This window comes from Bacillus sp. lyk4-R2A-2 (genome assembly GCF_030209735.1).
Classification (GTDB): domain Bacteria; phylum Bacillota; class Bacilli; order Bacillales; family Bacillaceae; genus Bacillus; species Bacillus pumilus.
On record NZ_JARVRK010000007.1, the window covers coordinates 1 to 15,044 of the forward strand.

At 41.2% G+C, this 15,044-nt stretch carries 16 protein-coding genes; 12 read left to right on the forward strand and 4 right to left on the reverse strand.

Features of this window, described 5'->3' with window-relative positions; all coding sequences use genetic code 11:
• The 3 genes from QRN39_RS15360 to QRN39_RS15370 all read left to right on the forward strand — a co-directional run.
• The coding region (locus QRN39_RS15360; RefSeq protein ID WP_481748868.1) for a BclA C-terminal domain-containing protein at positions 1–614 on the forward strand (614 nt) is incomplete at its 5' end.
• Between the two features lie 256 nt (positions 615–870).
• A complete protein-coding gene (locus tag QRN39_RS15365; RefSeq protein ID WP_050944915.1) occupies positions 871–1,983 on the forward strand; it encodes a response regulator aspartate phosphatase in 1,113 nt (370 codons plus the stop codon).
• 458 nt (positions 1,984–2,441) lie between these two features.
• Entirely contained in the window at positions 2,442–2,660 is a 219-nt protein-coding gene (locus QRN39_RS15370) for a hypothetical protein (protein ID WP_003212476.1), read from the forward strand.
• A 41-nt stretch (positions 2,661–2,701) separates the two neighbouring features.
• Here the strand turns inward: QRN39_RS15370 and QRN39_RS15375 are convergent, their stop codons facing one another.
• Together QRN39_RS15375 and QRN39_RS15380 are read right to left on the reverse strand one after the other, a co-directional pair.
• Complete coding sequence (locus tag QRN39_RS15375) at positions 2,702–3,397, reverse strand: YoaK family protein (protein WP_268458595.1); 696 nt, start codon at positions 3,395–3,397, stop codon at positions 2,702–2,704.
• A gap of 34 nt (positions 3,398–3,431) precedes the next feature.
• Entirely contained in the window at positions 3,432–5,297 is a 1,866-nt protein-coding gene (locus tag QRN39_RS15380) for a DNA ligase D (protein WP_284907590.1), read from the reverse strand.
• Positions 5,298–5,413: 116 nt separating this feature from the next.
• Here QRN39_RS15380 and ku point away from each other — a divergent pair, with 116 nt between their 5' ends.
• On the forward strand, positions 5,414–6,262 hold the full coding sequence (gene ku / locus QRN39_RS15385) for a non-homologous end joining protein Ku (RefSeq protein WP_058015683.1): 849 nt from the start codon (positions 5,414–5,416) through the stop codon (positions 6,260–6,262).
• Between the two features lie 23 nt (positions 6,263–6,285).
• Here ku and QRN39_RS15390 read toward each other — a convergent pair whose 3' ends face one another.
• The gene (locus QRN39_RS15390; protein ID WP_106028908.1) at positions 6,286–6,729 is read right to left on the reverse strand and encodes a DUF2188 domain-containing protein; all 444 of its coding nucleotides are present in this window, start codon (positions 6,727–6,729) and stop codon (positions 6,286–6,288) included.
• 160 nt (positions 6,730–6,889) lie between these two features.
• Between QRN39_RS15390 and QRN39_RS15395 the strand changes: the two genes are divergently transcribed.
• The 8 genes from QRN39_RS15395 (at position 6,890) to QRN39_RS15430 (ending at position 14,825) form a co-directional block, all read left to right on the forward strand.
• Positions 6,890–7,363 (forward strand): VOC family protein, encoded by a 474-nt coding sequence (locus tag QRN39_RS15395; protein ID WP_106028907.1) that lies wholly within the window; start codon positions 6,890–6,892, stop codon positions 7,361–7,363.
• Positions 7,364–7,411: 48 nt separating this feature from the next.
• Positions 7,412–7,825 carry an Rrf2 family transcriptional regulator gene (locus QRN39_RS15400; protein WP_251190495.1) on the forward strand — a complete coding sequence of 138 codons (414 nt, stop codon included), beginning with the start codon at positions 7,412–7,414 and terminating at the stop codon, positions 7,823–7,825.
• Between the two features lie 102 nt (positions 7,826–7,927).
• Positions 7,928–8,779, forward strand: a complete 852-nt coding sequence (locus QRN39_RS15405) for an SDR family oxidoreductase (protein ID WP_284907591.1) — start codon at positions 7,928–7,930, stop codon at positions 8,777–8,779.
• A 274-nt stretch (positions 8,780–9,053) separates the two neighbouring features.
• Positions 9,054–10,649: a M48 family metalloprotease gene (locus QRN39_RS15410; protein WP_284907592.1), complete on the forward strand. Its 1,596-nt coding sequence runs from the start codon at positions 9,054–9,056 to the stop codon at positions 10,647–10,649.
• A gap of 242 nt (positions 10,650–10,891) precedes the next feature.
• The gene (locus QRN39_RS15415; RefSeq protein ID WP_113387071.1) at positions 10,892–11,608 is read left to right on the forward strand and encodes a (Fe-S)-binding protein; all 717 of its coding nucleotides are present in this window, start codon (positions 10,892–10,894) and stop codon (positions 11,606–11,608) included.
• A gap of 21 nt (positions 11,609–11,629) precedes the next feature.
• Positions 11,630–13,051: a LutB/LldF family L-lactate oxidation iron-sulfur protein gene (locus QRN39_RS15420; protein WP_137054587.1), complete on the forward strand. Its 1,422-nt coding sequence runs from the start codon at positions 11,630–11,632 to the stop codon at positions 13,049–13,051.
• Positions 13,051–13,773 carry a LutC/YkgG family protein gene (locus tag QRN39_RS15425; protein WP_137054586.1) on the forward strand — a complete coding sequence of 241 codons (723 nt, stop codon included), beginning with the start codon at positions 13,051–13,053 and terminating at the stop codon, positions 13,771–13,773. Before QRN39_RS15420 ends, QRN39_RS15425 begins: the two co-directional genes overlap by 1 nt.
• Positions 13,774–13,916: 143 nt before the next feature.
• On the forward strand, positions 13,917–14,825 hold the full coding sequence (locus QRN39_RS15430; protein ID WP_284907593.1) for a DMT family transporter: 909 nt from the start codon (positions 13,917–13,919) through the stop codon (positions 14,823–14,825).
• A gap of 12 nt (positions 14,826–14,837) precedes the next feature.
• Here the strand turns inward: QRN39_RS15430 and QRN39_RS15435 are convergent, their stop codons facing one another.
• Positions 14,838–15,029 carry a TIGR00366 family protein gene (locus QRN39_RS15435; protein WP_137054585.1) on the reverse strand — a complete coding sequence of 64 codons (192 nt, stop codon included), beginning with the start codon at positions 15,027–15,029 and terminating at the stop codon, positions 14,838–14,840.
• Positions 15,030–15,044: the final 15 nt, after the last annotated feature.

The following is a 15,044-nucleotide window of genomic DNA, read 5'->3' on the forward strand; positions in this document are numbered from 1 at the left end:
GAGCAACGGGTTCAACGGGAGTAACTGGCCCGACGGGAGCAACGGGTTCAACGGGTTCAACGGGATCAACTGGTCCAACCGGATCAACGGGTTCAACGGGATCAACTGGTCCAACCGGAACAACGGGTTCAACGGGAGTAACTGGTCCAACCGGATCAACAGGATTAACCGGAGTAACAGGAGCAACAGGTCCAACCGGTACAATTGTAACCGCTAACTCAATGTACGCGTCTAATACGTCGGGAAGTACAGTGCTTGTTGTCCTAGGCGGGACAGCGGTTTCTTTGCCTAATAATCAGAGTTTAGATGGTTTTACGGCAAGTGGTGGAAATACGATTTTTACAGTGCCAGTCTCGGGTCGCTATTTCATCACTTATCAAGTGAACACAAATGCAGCGCTACTTGCTGGAACAAGGCTGGTTAACAGCGGATCTGCCATTCCCGGTTCTATATTAACACCCGTTTTATCGGCATCTACCTACAACGTATCACTCATTACAACACTTGCAGCAGGTAACCAAATTTCTCTCCAAATTTTCGGTTTAGTCGCAACAGTGGTGTTACTTGGGGGAGGTTCTGTTGGAGCGGCACTTACCATCATACGATTGGAATAAGTACAAAAAGCCCCCAAAAAGGGCTTTTTTCATTTCATCCCGAGATGATTGTTTATTTTAAAACCGAAAAAAGGCGGAATTTTTACGCAAACATCATTGGTTAGAAAAAAGAAAAGCTTTTTCAAAGGAAACGGTTATTGAAGATTTAAGTGATTCATATTAAAATGATCTCGAATGGACTAATTAGCAATTGCTAATAGAAGTTCCATATTTAGTGAAATCATGTGATGCAGCTGAAGGTGATTGGGGGTGTAGAATGAGCAAGATTCCTGTTGCGGAATTGGCATCATTATTAAATGACTGGAACATGGAAATTAAAAAAGATCATGCAGATGAGGCAGAACGGCTATTTGCTAAAGCGAAACAAGCAGTAGAGGAAATTGATGATGCGGACATCCTTATGTACTATTCTCTTCTTGAGAAGAGGCATCACATTCTCATGTACAATTTAAGAGGTCAAAAGGGCAGTGTTTCAACGAAAAGTATGGAAGGTCTCCACGGGAAAAAAGAGGATGACTTATCTAACCGCCTTGCCTACTATTTTGATTTTTATGAGGGTGTGTATGAGCAGCATCAAGGGAATTACGAGGTTGCATTGCAAATGTATCAAAGTGCTGAAAAGCTCTTAGATAAAATTCCAAGTGAGATCGAACGTGCTGATTTTGATTTTAAGGTGGCCTGGCTTTACTACCGGCTTAGTCATATCATGCTCTCACTAAGCTATATCAGGAGAGCCCTTCACGTTTATAAACGGCACAAGCATTATGAAAGAAGAACGGCACTTTCATATTCCCTCATAGCGGCGAATCAAACAGAGATCGGCCGGTATGAAGAGGCGCTTGAAAATTATCGTTTGGCGGAAGAGGTTTTGACAAGCGAGCAGGATGATTTTATGCTGGCTCAGCTTCATCACAATGTGGCCATTTTATATTCATTTTGGAATAAACCGAAAGAATCAATACGTCATCTTGAAAAAGCATTGTCCCATCAAGAATATTACGAGTCGGATTTCTTTTTCCATTCTACGTATCTGATGAGCCGGGAACTCTGTGTGATTGGTGAAAAGCAGCGTGCAAGCCACTATATAGAGGCTGCGTATGCGAGAATAAAAGATGCTTCTCATGAAGTGTTTCAGCTGAAAATAGGCATCGTCCATGACCTTTACTTAACGAATGCACCACAAAGATTTCAACAAATTGATGAGAAATTAAGAAAGTTAGAAGAGAAGAATGAATATCATGAAGTAAAAGAGCTTTCACATTTTGCGGCTAAGTATTGTGAAAAGCAAGCACTTTATGAGCAGTCTGTTTTTTATTTGAACAAAAGTTTAGAAGCGGATTTACATATGAAAAGAATGGGGTTGATTTAAGATGAAAACAGGTTTAAAAGTATTATTCGTTGTAGGTTTAGCGATCGCTGCGTCAGTTCTGACTCAAAACGTTGCGGGTTCTTTCGAAGTAGCAGAAAAAATCATTGGTGGTTAATCCACCATTTATCTCTTGCCCTTGTTGATTATCGTCAGCAAGGGTTTTTTGTCTTTTAATAGGCTCTTCTTATTAAACGCTACAAGAACGTTTAATAAGAAGAATTCGCAACAAAGGGGGTGTGCAAATTTGTTACCTGCCTCATTATTCTAAATAAACATAGGGCAGAGCAACAAGTTAAAAAGGTCACCTTTCTTTGCTTAATTTAATTTTTTGCAGGACTTTTCATTCAAATTTTCTCAAATTGGTCTATTGTACATAGAAGTAAAAGAAAAAGCGGGAACACCGCTCCATTTGTCATGCATATGATGAGATGAAGTGTATCTAGAAGGTAGGTGATTGTATGGACCCACGGGTGTATGGAGGATTTCACGGAGGCGGTTTTAGCGGAGGAGCAGTGGGCCCTCATATCGGCTTTGGCGGGTATTATGTGAGCCCAGGTGTGTACTCTGGTCTAGGCGGTTTCCCTGGATACGGAGGATTTGGGACATTTTCTGGATACCCGTACGGCTCCACGTTCATTATGGGGCGTCCTCCTGGTTTTTATGTAAGAAGTTATTAGTGGTTTCATTACAGAGATTGAAATAGCCATCTTTCGATTGGCTATTTCAATTGATGAAAGTGCTTGAATGCAGCAGTGATCACAATGACCCCTAGGATAGAGATAGGCAGCCAAATGATGATAAACGGATCGAATGCATCTGTGTATGCCGCTAATGCAGCACCTAGGCAGTAAAAGACAATAGAGCCTATTCGCATGAAACTGACATGCTGAATGGGAGCTGTTCTTTTTTCCCGATGTGAAATGCGCTGAGCCAAATCCTCAAATAGGTTGGCGAGTGTATTCGTTAGAACCGTTGTGGAAATGCCAGCCACATTTAATTTGCGGGCGGCCGCTGTCTGCAGGCCCATGGCCATGCTTAAAAGGATAATGAGCATAAAATAAGCACCTTGTGTATAAGGGAAAATGGTCATGAGAACAAATAGAAGCAGTATCAGGACTTCTATGATAAAGATACGTGTAACGGCTTTCGGCCAAAATGTTTTCTCATGCTTTCCGCCTATCACAACAGCAAGTAAAATCCCTAATACAAATCCACTCAGTGCGGTGATGGAATGAAGGGCCGTAAGCTGCAAGGAGCTTCCTGCTGCAATGCCAAGTAGCACAATATTACCTGTCATATTGGCTGTAAATACATGCCCTAAGCTCAAATAGCCAATCACATCCACAATACCTGCTGCAAGGCACAAGAAAATAAGTGCTATATTTCGAAATGAATGTGCGGTCAAAATGGTCATCCCTTTCTTACTCTCTAATGAGTAAGTGTAACGCTTAATGACCGCGTATGTCCATCTTATGTGCCGGGATAATGTCCTCAAGCCGGTGCAAAACTTGTCTGAAAGTGTCATCATTTGCAAGGTGCCTCATGCGTCGGAATGGATCGCCTTTTTCCTTTAGACGCTCTATCACAGCTGGCATGGTAAACAAAGAAGGATGAAGTCCATCTTGATGGAGTTCGTCCCATTCAAGCGGTGTTGCTACAAGTCCAAGCTCATTTCCTCTTGGTGAATAGGGCGCAATGATTGTTTTTCCAGCATCGTGCTGAATATAGTCTAAATACAAGCGCTTGCCGCGTTTTTTCTTAAGACGTTCCAAAGTAAATAGCTCAGGGGCTTGTTCACATAAAAATTGGCATATAAACGCGGTAAATGTCCTCGTTTCTTCATATGTGAAGGCATTTTTCTTTAATGGAATATAAACTTGCAGTCCTTTACCACCGCTTGTTTTAATAAAGGCTGTGAGAAAGAGACCGTCTAAAAGCGTTTTGATTCGCTTGGCAGCTTCTATGGCTAGATGAAACTCGTTAACAGACGGCGGGTCTAAATCAAAGACGATTTCGACCGGCCGGTTCGTATCCCTTGTTTCAAAAGGAATATGAAATTCCATTGCAAGCTGGTTGCCGAGCCAAAGAAGCGTCTGAGGGTCATTACAGACCGTGTAAGCAATATCATCAGCTTGATCGGTCAACACATAATCTGGCGCATAATCAGGTGTCGACTTTTGATAAAAGAATTCATCCCCGGCACCATGAGGAAACCGAATTAAAGTCAGCCGTCTTTCACGTAAAAAGGGCAAGAGATAGGGAGCGGCTTGTCTTAAATAAAGTAAGTAATCTGCCTTGTTCAGATGAAGAGCTGGCACAATCGGTTTTTCGGGATGAGTGATGTCAATCACAGCAGGGAGCGGATATAGCTGTTTGAGCATTTGCTGAAACGTACACGTCGTTGGATCAGTATCTAGTAAAAAGGAAGAAAAACGCGGCTCTCTTAAGGCGGATCCATCAAAGGAGATACAAGCAATGCTCGCGACGATAGAAGGTGGGATTTCATATCCTGATGCCCCTGCCTGCTTGCCTTTTGTTTGAAAGAGCGTACGAAGCGTTTGTTCTTCTTCTTTAGAAAATCCATGCTTGAATTGGACAACCTCAGTGAGTTGATGATCTTGATAAATACAGCCTTGAAAGTAGCCATTTTCTTTATCAAAATGAGTCACTATGACAGAGACATATCGCCAGTTTTTGACTTTCAACCATTCTTTTGACCGGGTATTGTCGTGCCATTTACTCGTTCCTTTTTTCGCAACGAGTCCTTCTGCTAAATACGTCGTCATCAGCTTTTTCATATGTTCAGGATTTGTGTCTGTATGAATGAGTTGAAGAAGGGAAGGGTGTTCAAGCTGTACAGATGGCGGAAGTTTTGCTGCTTGGAAAACTTGCTGTAACTGTTTTTTCCTTTCTATCAACGGTAAATCAATTAGAGATTGCCCTTTGCATCTTAATAGATCAAATGCGATCAAATGACATGGAAACCGCTCAGCCTGTTGCTTAATCGCCTCTTTGTTTTTCAGCCTGCCTCTTTGCTGAACCCTCGCAAAATCGCTTTGCTGTTCATCCAGTAAAAAGACCAATTCCCCGTCAAACGTCAGAGGTAAAAAAAGAGCAAACTGATCCCTTAATTGTTCGCACTGTTCAATCACCTCAGGAAACTGTTCATTTAATCGTTTTCCGGCTCTGCTTTCTAAATGAATTTTGTTTTGCTCCCACGTCAGAATGGCTCGAAAGCCGTCATATTTTAATTCATACACCCAGTCTGCACCGGTAGGAACCTCATGTGCAGTCGTTAATCGCATAGGTTTCATTTGTGCATGTCACTTCCTCGTATAATGTGTTCTTAGAGTGGGATGAAATTTTCATTCACATACATAAGTCTAACGAAAACATTGCATAGTAAGGAGAAAAGAACGGAGGCGACGCGATGCATACAGTTTGGAAAGGCGGCATTAGCTTTGGACTAGTCAATATTCCAGTGAAGCTGTTTACCGCTACAGAGAACAAAGACATTAAATTAAGGCAGCTGCATAAAGAGTGTCACACGCCCATTAACTACAAGAAAGTATGTGCCAATTGCGGTGAAGAGGTAGCGCCAGAACAAATTGTGAAGGCGTATGAATATGCGAAAAATAAATTTATTGAATTGGACGAGGAAGAGCTTGAAAAACTGCGAAAAGAAAATGAAGAAAAAGCCGTTGAAATCATTGATTTTGTGAAGATAGAAGAGATTGATCCAATCTATTATGAAAGAAGTTACTTTTTATCACCAGATACCGGCGGAGCGAAGGCTTATTCATTATTAAGAAAAGCTTTAGAGGAATCGGGGAAAATTGGTGTGGCAAAGATTATGATCCGCTCAAAGGAGCAATTAGCAATCGTTAGATGCTATGAACATATTTTACTGATGGAAACCATTCATTTCCCTGATGAAATTAGACAGGTATCAGATGTACCGAATATCCCCCAAGAAGAAAACATTGTAAAAAAGGAGTTAGATACAGCGCTTCTTTTAATCGAGCAATTAACCACAACTTTCGATCCAGCTGCCTATCAGGATGAATACAGAGAACAGCTGATGAATTTAATTGGAGATAAAATATCTGGAGAACATACAGTTCAGCCAGAAACGACAGGCAAAAAAGATCCTGCATCCAATGTGACCGATTTAATGGCAGCTCTACAGGCTTCAATCGACCGATCAAAACCAGCCAAAGCGAAAAAGACAGCACCTAAAAAAAGAAAAGCACCAGCGAAAAAAGAAAAGAATGCATAAAATAAGACCGCTTTTGAGCGGTCTTACTGCGGTTTTAACACATCCTGAATGTTCCCATCTTTTCTATGGATAACAACAGAAGTCCCTTTATTAGATGCAATCTCACTTGCCCGGTCGATGGCTTCTTGTTTCGTTTCTTTGACCTCACTTGCTCGTTTTGCTTTCTCTGTTTGAACCGCCCAGCCTTCTTCGTGTTTGACGACATGCTGCGCATGATCCATAAGCTCTGGTCTTGCGGAACTGCTGTCTTTAGATGGCGTGACAGAACCATGAGCTGAGACATTCTCGATCTCTTTCTCCGTTGCGTTCTTTTTCCATTCTTTCGCTTGACTGATTGCAATTGGGATGGCTCTACTTTCGTCATAGCCTTCCTGCATCATTTTGTTCGCAATCTCAAGCGCTTTTTTTCGAATGACGTTGTCTAATGATTTAAATGAAGCAGGATAATCATTCATCGTCCAAGGCATATAAAGCGCTCCTTTCTTTTATTTGAACAACTTCCCCCATATGTAATCGATCAAACATATCATTCTTCTCAAACCAATGAAGGGGATAAAATACATCGTTTTGCTGAGGCAGAATCTCATCAATTCCCGCAGAATAGAAGGTAGAAAAGGAGTGATTTTGATGATGATAAAAGGTTTGTATGAAGCCCATTTACCTGTGAGTGACTTAAAGACATCTATTGCGTTTTATGAAAAATTGGAATTGACACTTGCTCACGCAAATGAACGAGTTGCTTTTTTATGGATTGAGAAAGGGAAGAGCTGGCTTGGCTTGTGGAAAGTAGATATCAATGACTTCCCATATCATCCCTCGACACGGCACGTTGCTTTTCAAATTACAACCTCTAGTATCGAACAAATCAAGGCTTGGCTGGTTGAAAAAGGCATCAGCATTCACCCAATGTTTGGCTTTTCAGAAGAGAAGCAGCCTTTAGTTCTCGATAATCCGCCGCAATTTCATGCAGCGATCTATTTTCTTGACCCAGATGGAAATCTGCTTGAATGCATTGCCCCGCTTGAGCTTGATACAGAAGAAGACTACGATATCATGACATATGAGGACTGGGATCGAAAGAAAAATCCGTTTATTGATTGACAAAATCACTCGTTGTAACTATATTGATTACAACGGTGGTGAAAGATTGTGAAACAAATTAGCAACAGGTATCCGATTGCTGTTCATATTGTGTCATTTATTGCAGGTGTTCCAAAAGAGTGTACAGGTGATTTTATTGCAGAGAGCGTGAATTCAAATCCAGCCATTGTTCGAAAAATGATGGCAATGCTCAAACGGGCAGGTCTCATTGAGATACGCCGCGGAGTAGGTGGTGCTTACTTAAAAAGGCCGGCAGAGGAAATCACGCTGTTAGATGTGTACCGTGCTGTCGATGTAAGCGAGGATGAAGAATTGTTTAACTTCCATCAGCCAGTCATCGCATGTCCGATTGGTCAAGCGATGGATACAAGACTGCGGCATGAACTAAAAGAAGCACAAGCTGCACTTGAGAATCACCTAAAGCAAGTGACAATTCAGCAATTATTGACAGAGGCGGAATAAAAAAGCTCATACATTGGAGCTTTTTTTACACTTTTGTTGTAACCATTTTGATTATAACGTATGCACATCACCGTGAATCACAAAATGAGGAGGTCAAACATTATGAAGTTATTAGTAACAGGCGCAACAGGACAGCTTGGATCGCTCGTCGTCCAGCATTTACTTAAAAAGGTACCAGCTGAACAAATTGCGGTGAGTGTTCGAGATCCGCAAAAAGCAGCACATTTAAAGGAAGCCGGGGTGGATGTACGCCGCGGAGACTTTACTCAGCCAGACACCCTTAAGGCAGCCTTTCAAGGCATTGACCGCCTTTTGATCATTTCAACTGCGGATGGTGACCGCGTGCAGCAGCATACGGCTGCCATCCAAGCGGCCAAAGCAGCCAGTGTATCCTTTATTGCTTATACAAGCGTTGTGAATGCAAGAGAGAGTCAGCTTGTCCTTGCACACGACCACGCAAAAACTGAAGAAGCCATTGTGGCCTCTGGCATTCCTCATGTGTTTCTAAGAAACAACTGGTATGTAGAAAATGAAAAAGATACGATACTAGCAGCCGTTAGCGGCGCACCATTTTTAAGTCCAATTGGTGATGGCAAGGTTGGCTGGGCAACAAGAAATGACTACGCAGAAGCGGCCGCAAATGCGTTAACACTTTCTAAACATGACAAGGAGATATATGAACTGTCAGGCCCTCTTCGGACACACACTGAACTTGCTCACATTGTCAGTGAGGTGAGCGGAAAAGAGATCAAAGTGGAGCAAATTGATGTCGACACATTTGGGGAATTTTTAGCTTCTAATGGTGTACCAAAAGAAGCTGTGCCATTTGTCAAAGCCATTCAAAGCGGAATTCGCGATGGTGCCTTAGCCGTTGAAAGCCATGATTTCGAAACCTTATTAGGACGGCCGTTAACACCTATCGACGAAAAAATTCGTGAAATGATTACAAAATAAATTTTCTCAAACGTCCTATCAAAAGGGCGTTTTTTTCATTCAAGCTACACGAGCACTTCATTGAAATTGCAGGAAGTTGGGACTAAAATGGAATTTAGGCTTATTATTTGTTTATTCTTCCTGTTTAATTGAGTAGGTGTACCCTAGCATAGGGAAGCTAATAATAAGGTTAGATTTTCAATTAGTTCTTCTGAATAATGGACGTATATAATGGTTATTACTCTTTCTTAACATATGCAACCTTTTAAAATCTACATAAGCAGGATGTGACGAAATGTTACGAAAAGCCTCCCTTTCTTATCTTATTGCAAGCATTATAACAATAATAGTCATTTTGATTGAAGTTGGTATCCGTTCAGCAGTTGTTTCTCCTTTTGTTCTACTTGATTCGAACAAAGCTAACAATCCAAAAGTATTAATCTCCCATTCTCTTTATCAGGGTGATTTTTTATTAACCTATCAAGATGATGACTCCAAAGATCGTTCAGAAGCAGCCTTTCAATTGGGGGGAAAGCAAGTAAATTTCACGGAGATTTCATCTAGGAATAGAGTTAGCACGATTGAAACTAACAAATTAATGAAAGAAAAAGCAATGGTTTTTCTAAGAAGTGGTTTTGTACTTATTCATGATGATAAAATTAAGATGGAGCAGGTAGCGCAAAATCCTTTTTTCTCTAAATACAATCTAACGAATCTAACAGAAAGTACTAAGGTCAAAACAAGTTTTAAGCATAATACCACATATATTATATTAATTACTTTAATAGGAATTGTTTTTCCAGCTATGTTATTTTTATTTTTTAATCTTCATGAATCTATGAAAAACCTATTCACATTATTTATTCCCTTTGTTCTAGCCATTTTTCTTCCCTTGGGATTAAATTATTTTTTCTTAATGGGATATGCGCTATCAATAACAGGCTCTTATGTATTAAGCATCATTCTCTCTATACTTGTACCTAGTTTCCTGTCAGTCTTATTGACAGCTTATTCATTTGAGTATACTACAAAAGATACGCCTGAAGGTTTAGAAGAGAATGAAGGTGCGTCAGGAAATTCGTTTTTAATGAATGTTAGGGAGCAAGTCGTTTTGTTTGGTGCTGCCACATTATCCTTGTTATATTTCGGATCTTATTTATTACTTCCTTTGTCATTTCAAGCGAAGATCATGGATAACCTTTTTCTATTCTGTGGTTGGTACTTCGCCCTAATCATATTATTTATTTTTGGTTACTCAATCATTCAAAAAATAATAAACAAATATGAAGTTTTGAATACAGAAGCATTCATGTATATTCGCAAGGATATTGAGTATAAGACAAACCAAAAGGTGAATATTTGGGTGAAAAAAGACTCAAAACAGGATGTGAATGCCTGGATATATTCATTTAAACTTCCATTTAAAAGAAGAGTTGATGTGTATGTGACAGAAGGGTTGTTAGATAAGTTTGAAAAAGATGAAATTCGTGCCATCTTATACCATGAAATGGGGCATGCGAAGTTAAAACATGCGCATTATACCATGTTTCTAACTTTGATCGTAACATTATTTATGGGCATCAGTATGTATTATGCCAGACAGGTTATGCTTGCTAACGGATGGTGGCAATATGTTCTTATTTTCCCAGTAGGAGTAATTCTCATGATCTTCATTACGGAATGGCTGCCAAAGAAAATCAGCCGGTTATTTGAGATTCAGGCTGATAACTTTGCTGTTTTCCACCTTGGGAATAAAACACTGTATCTCAATACTTTGATTAAATTAAGCAGCCTTATTGAAGAAGAAGATGGAGATTATGGAAAAAAGTCTGAATGGCGTGAAAGTCATCCCTCTTTCGAAAAAAGAATTGAGAACATAAAGAAAAATTAGGCCATCTCACTCCTATCGACGAAAAAATTCGTGAAATGATTACAAAATAAATTTTCTCAAACGTCCTATCAAAAGGGCGTTTTTTTTTCATTCAAGCTACACGAGCCATATGTCCAAATTTAGACAAATCACCTCGTTGAAATTTCAGAAATTTGGGATTAAAATGAAAATAAGGCCTGTTATTTCGTCATCAGATGACCAAATTGATGAATCAAATTGCAGCAAAGAAGGGAAGTTCGCCGATGAAAGTCCATTTATTCGTTACTTGTTTAATTGACACCATGCAGCCAAATGTAGGAAAGGCCACAGTGGAAGTATTAGAAAGGCTCGGTGTAGAAGTGGAATTTCCAGAGGCACAAGTGTGCTGCGGGCAGCCAGCCTTTAACAGCGGCTATACAAAAGAAACCATTAAAGCAGCAAAAAACATGATCAAAGCCTTTGAATCAGCTGAATATGTCGTGACGCCGTCAGGTTCTTGTAAGGCGATGTTTTTAGAATATCCTCATCTTTTAAAAGAAGACCCAGTGTGGTCAGCAAAAGCTAAGGCACTTGCTGAGAAAACATATGAATTAACCGAGTTTATTGTTGATATATTACACGTCACAGATGTCGGAGCGAGCCTGAAAGGAAACGCAACCTATCACACATCCTGTCATATGACGAGACTGCTGCGAATTAAGGAAGCCCCTTTCACACTGTTGTCAAATGTCAAAGATTTGACGATGACACCATTGTCGCGCGCCGAAAATTGCTGCGGATTTGGAGGAACCTTTTCAGTAAAAATGACTCCTATTTCTGAGCAAATGGTCGATGAGAAAGTCCAAAGCATAGAGGAGACACAAGCTGAATACATCATTGGTGCTGACTGCGGCTGCCTGCTGAATATTGGCGGGAGGCTGAATCGTCTTGATAAGCCCATTCAAGTGATGCATATCGCAGAGGTATTAAATAGCCGCTGACTTTAAGAGGGGGAACGGCACATGAGTATGAAAATTGGAGAGAAGGCCTTTAAAGAACGAATCGGGGAAGGGTTAGAAGATAAAGTCATGAGAGGTGCTGTTTCCTCAGCACAGGAACGCCTGTATGAAAGGCGGCTAGCTGCGAGCGAAGAGCTTGGCAATTGGGAAAAGTGGCGTGAGCTTGGCGAGGAAATCCGCCAGCATACGCTGACGCATCTTGATGACTACTTATACCAGTTAAGTGAAAGTGTTAGTGCACGCGGAGGACATGTCTTTTTTGCAAAAACAAAGGAAGAGGCATCGGCGTATATTCAACATGTGGCACAGAAAAAGGCGGCCCAAAAGATCGTTAAATCAAAATCAATGGTCACAGAAGAAATTGAAATGAATCAAGCCCTTGAAGAGATCGGCTGTGAGGTGGTGGAAAGCGATCTTGGCGAGTATATTCTGCAAGTAGATGATCATGAACCTCCTTCACATATTGTGGCACCTGCTCTTCATATGACGAAAGAACAAATACGAGAAGTCTTTCACGAAAAGCTCGGATATGAGATGTCAGAGACACCTGAAGATATGACGAGTTTTGTGAGAGCCATCTTACGTGAAAAGTTCCTCGAAGCAGATATTGGTGTCACCGGCTGTAATTTTGCTGTCGCCAATACAGGTTCCATTTGCCTTGTGACAAATGAAGGGAATGCGGATCTTGTCACGGCTATCCCGAAGACACATATCGCCGTTATGGGCATGGAACGGATTGTTCCAACGATGGAGGAGCTGGATGTCCTCGTTGGTCTTTTGTGCAGAAGTGCAGTCGGTCAGAAATTAACGAGTTACATTTCTGTCGTTGGACCAAAAGGAGAAGAAGAAGTGGATGGACCAGAAGAATTTCACTTGGTCATTGTGGACAATGGGCGGTCCAATATATTAGGTACTGCCTTTCAGCCTGTTCTCCAATGTATCAGGTGCGCAGCCTGCATCAATGTGTGCCCAGTTTACCGGCATGTGGGCGGACATTCATACGGATCGATTTATCCGGGGCCAATTGGTGCTGTTTTATCGCCGCTTCTTGGCGGCTATGATGACTACCAAGAGCTCCCCTTTGCATCCAGCCTTTGCGCGGCCTGCACAGATGCTTGTCCAGTAAAGATCCCGCTTCACGAGTTATTAATAAAACATCGTCAAGTCATCGTGGAAAAAGAGGGGAGAGCGTCTAAAGCTGAAATGATGGCGATGAAAATGTTCGGAATGGGCGCTTCGACTCCCGGGATGTATCAATTCGGAACAAAAGCAGCTCCTGTATTGATGAATCGTATGGCTTCAAACGGACAGATTTCAAAAGGAATAGGTCCTTTAAAGAATTGGACAGATATTCGTGACCTGCCAGCTCCAAGTAAAGAAAGATTCAGGGATTGGTTTAAAAAGAGACAGAAGGAGGAACAGTGATGAAGGGAACCATTTCTCACCGAGAATCGTTTTTAGCTCATATCCGTAAGCAATTAGGGAAAGATTCCTCCTCGTCTGCATCTATTCAGCGTCCAGTTTGGAAGCATCAAGTTCAGTGGGAAACAAACGGACTTTTGTCTAAAGAAGAGCTAGTCGAGCAATTGAAGGTGCAATGTCAACGAATTCATACAAGAGTGGTCGAAACAACACCAGAGGAAGCGCCCTCTGTATTACGATCATTGATGACAGAGTATGGAGAGGGTTCTGTGATGACATCGGGCGATCATCGTTTTGAACAATATGGATTTTATCCGATGTTTGACACCTTGCAGCACGAAGGATTCGCAGTCACCAGTTGGAATGCTGAGGCTTCAAGGGAAGAAAATATCAGGCTGGCAGAGCAAGCGGCGTATTCGGTTGTATTCAGTGATTACACCTTAGCAGAATCAGGTACAGTCGTCCTTTCATCCCATCAGGGCCAAGGAAGAGCGCTCCATTTTTTACCGATGATGTATATCGTGTGTATCGAAAAAAGCACGGTGGTTCCGCGGATGATTCAAGCTGTTTCGGCTCTTAATCGCTCAGTAGAGGAGGGAGAGCAGGCGAAAGGTGCTATTCATTTCATATCAGGTCCGAGTAACTCTGCGGATATCGAGATGAATTTAGTAGTAGGGGTTCATGGTCCAGTTCGGGCGGTTTATCTATTGATAGATGATGAATAGGGCTTTCGAGAAGAAAGCCTTTTTTCATGCAAAAAAGCGTACATAAGTTTTAAAATCATCTTGCCTCTAGCGGATTGGACATAGTAAGATGACGACATACAAGATGAACTTCTCATCTACTGCTGATGTAAAGGAAGCTGCTTATGGACATGAAGTCAACTGCTCAAAAGAAATCAATTGCACTACCGCTTGTGATTTCAATTATTGCCATTTCGTTTTCTGCTATCATTGTGAAATGGTCAAATGCACCTGCTGCTATTTTAAGCATGTATCGAATGATCTTTGCCGCGATTTTTATGCTGCCGTTTATTCTGCCACGAAAAAAAGAATTTCTCTCGATTCAGCGAAGAGATTGGTTTTTCTTATGTATGTCAGGCTTCTTTTTAGGACTCCATTTTGTGTTGTGGTTTGGCTCACTGAAGCTGACGACTGTGGCAAGCTCTACTATTATCATCGCCCTTCAGCCGATGGTCTCCTTATTAGGCGGCTTTCTCTTTTTCCGTGAACGAACCACGCTTCCTGCACTCTTGACGATGTGTGCCGCAATTGTTGGTGCACTTATGATTGGGTGGGGAGACATAGGTCATAGCCAGGAAGCCATCCTAGGAGACTTTTTATCCTTTTTAAGTGTGATCGCGGTTGTTTGTTATTTATTAATAGGTCAACAGGCTGTCAGAAAGATATCTCATTGGATTTATAGTTTTTGTGTGTTTGGTTTTGCCGGTCTTTTTTTAATTTTATTCAATTTGATTCAGCAAACGCCTTTTACAGGCTATCCGGGTAAAGAGTGGGGAATCTTTTTATTGCTTGCGATCATTCCCACCATGTCTCATGTCATTAATAATTGGCTTTTAACCTATGTCAATGCCACAACCATTTCAATGAGTATCCTTGGCGAACCTGTTGGAGCCACGATTCTTGCTGTATGGCTGCTTGGAGAGAAAGTCACGCTGCTCCAAATGTGTGGCGGTTTTCTTGTCCTTTTAGGCGTCTTTTTCTTTTTGATGCAGCAGCGGCAAGGGATTGTGATGAAACAAAAAAAATCCGGTTAAATTCCGGATTTTTTACTCTTTTAAATCGTTTTTTTCAATCACTTTGTTCAATCTTTCCTCAACCTTCTTCAATTCCATTCGTTTTCTTCTGATCATTCGAAAAGCGATGACAATGATCGTCACGATAGCAGCAATGAATAGAAGAGAGAACACTTGAAATAGAAGATCACCAATATTAAATGCCATATTCTCCCCATTAGACATACGTAAAACCTCCCT

What these genes read in the sequence shown, in the direction of transcription:
- QRN39_RS15420 (WP_137054587.1), top strand. Translation starts at nt 11,630, where the DNA reads ATGAGTATGAAAATTGGAGAGAAGGCCTTTAAAGAACGAATCGGGGAA.
- QRN39_RS15415 (WP_113387071.1), top strand. Translation starts at nt 10,892, where the DNA reads ATGAAAGTCCATTTATTCGTTACTTGTTTAATTGACACCATGCAGCCA.
- QRN39_RS15390 (WP_106028908.1), bottom strand. Translation starts at nt 6,729, where the DNA reads ATGCCTTGGACGATGAATGATTATCCTGCTTCATTTAAATCATTAGAC.
- QRN39_RS15365 (WP_050944915.1), top strand. Translation starts at nt 871, where the DNA reads ATGAGCAAGATTCCTGTTGCGGAATTGGCATCATTATTAAATGACTGG.
- QRN39_RS15435 (WP_137054585.1), bottom strand. Translation starts at nt 15,029, where the DNA reads ATGTCTAATGGGGAGAATATGGCATTTAATATTGGTGATCTTCTATTT.
- QRN39_RS15425 (WP_137054586.1), top strand. Translation starts at nt 13,051, where the DNA reads ATGAAGGGAACCATTTCTCACCGAGAATCGTTTTTAGCTCATATCCGT.
- ku (WP_058015683.1), top strand. Translation starts at nt 5,414, where the DNA reads ATGCATACAGTTTGGAAAGGCGGCATTAGCTTTGGACTAGTCAATATT.
- QRN39_RS15395 (WP_106028907.1), top strand. Translation starts at nt 6,890, where the DNA reads ATGATGATAAAAGGTTTGTATGAAGCCCATTTACCTGTGAGTGACTTA.
- QRN39_RS15375 (WP_268458595.1), bottom strand. Translation starts at nt 3,397, where the DNA reads ATGACCATTTTGACCGCACATTCATTTCGAAATATAGCACTTATTTTC.
- QRN39_RS15405 (WP_284907591.1), top strand. Translation starts at nt 7,928, where the DNA reads ATGAAGTTATTAGTAACAGGCGCAACAGGACAGCTTGGATCGCTCGTC.
- QRN39_RS15370 (WP_003212476.1), top strand. Translation starts at nt 2,442, where the DNA reads ATGGACCCACGGGTGTATGGAGGATTTCACGGAGGCGGTTTTAGCGGA.
- QRN39_RS15410 (WP_284907592.1), top strand. Translation starts at nt 9,054, where the DNA reads ATGTTACGAAAAGCCTCCCTTTCTTATCTTATTGCAAGCATTATAACA.
- QRN39_RS15430 (WP_284907593.1), top strand. Translation starts at nt 13,917, where the DNA reads ATGGACATGAAGTCAACTGCTCAAAAGAAATCAATTGCACTACCGCTT.
- QRN39_RS15380 (WP_284907590.1), bottom strand. Translation starts at nt 5,297, where the DNA reads ATGAAACCTATGCGATTAACGACTGCACATGAGGTTCCTACCGGTGCA.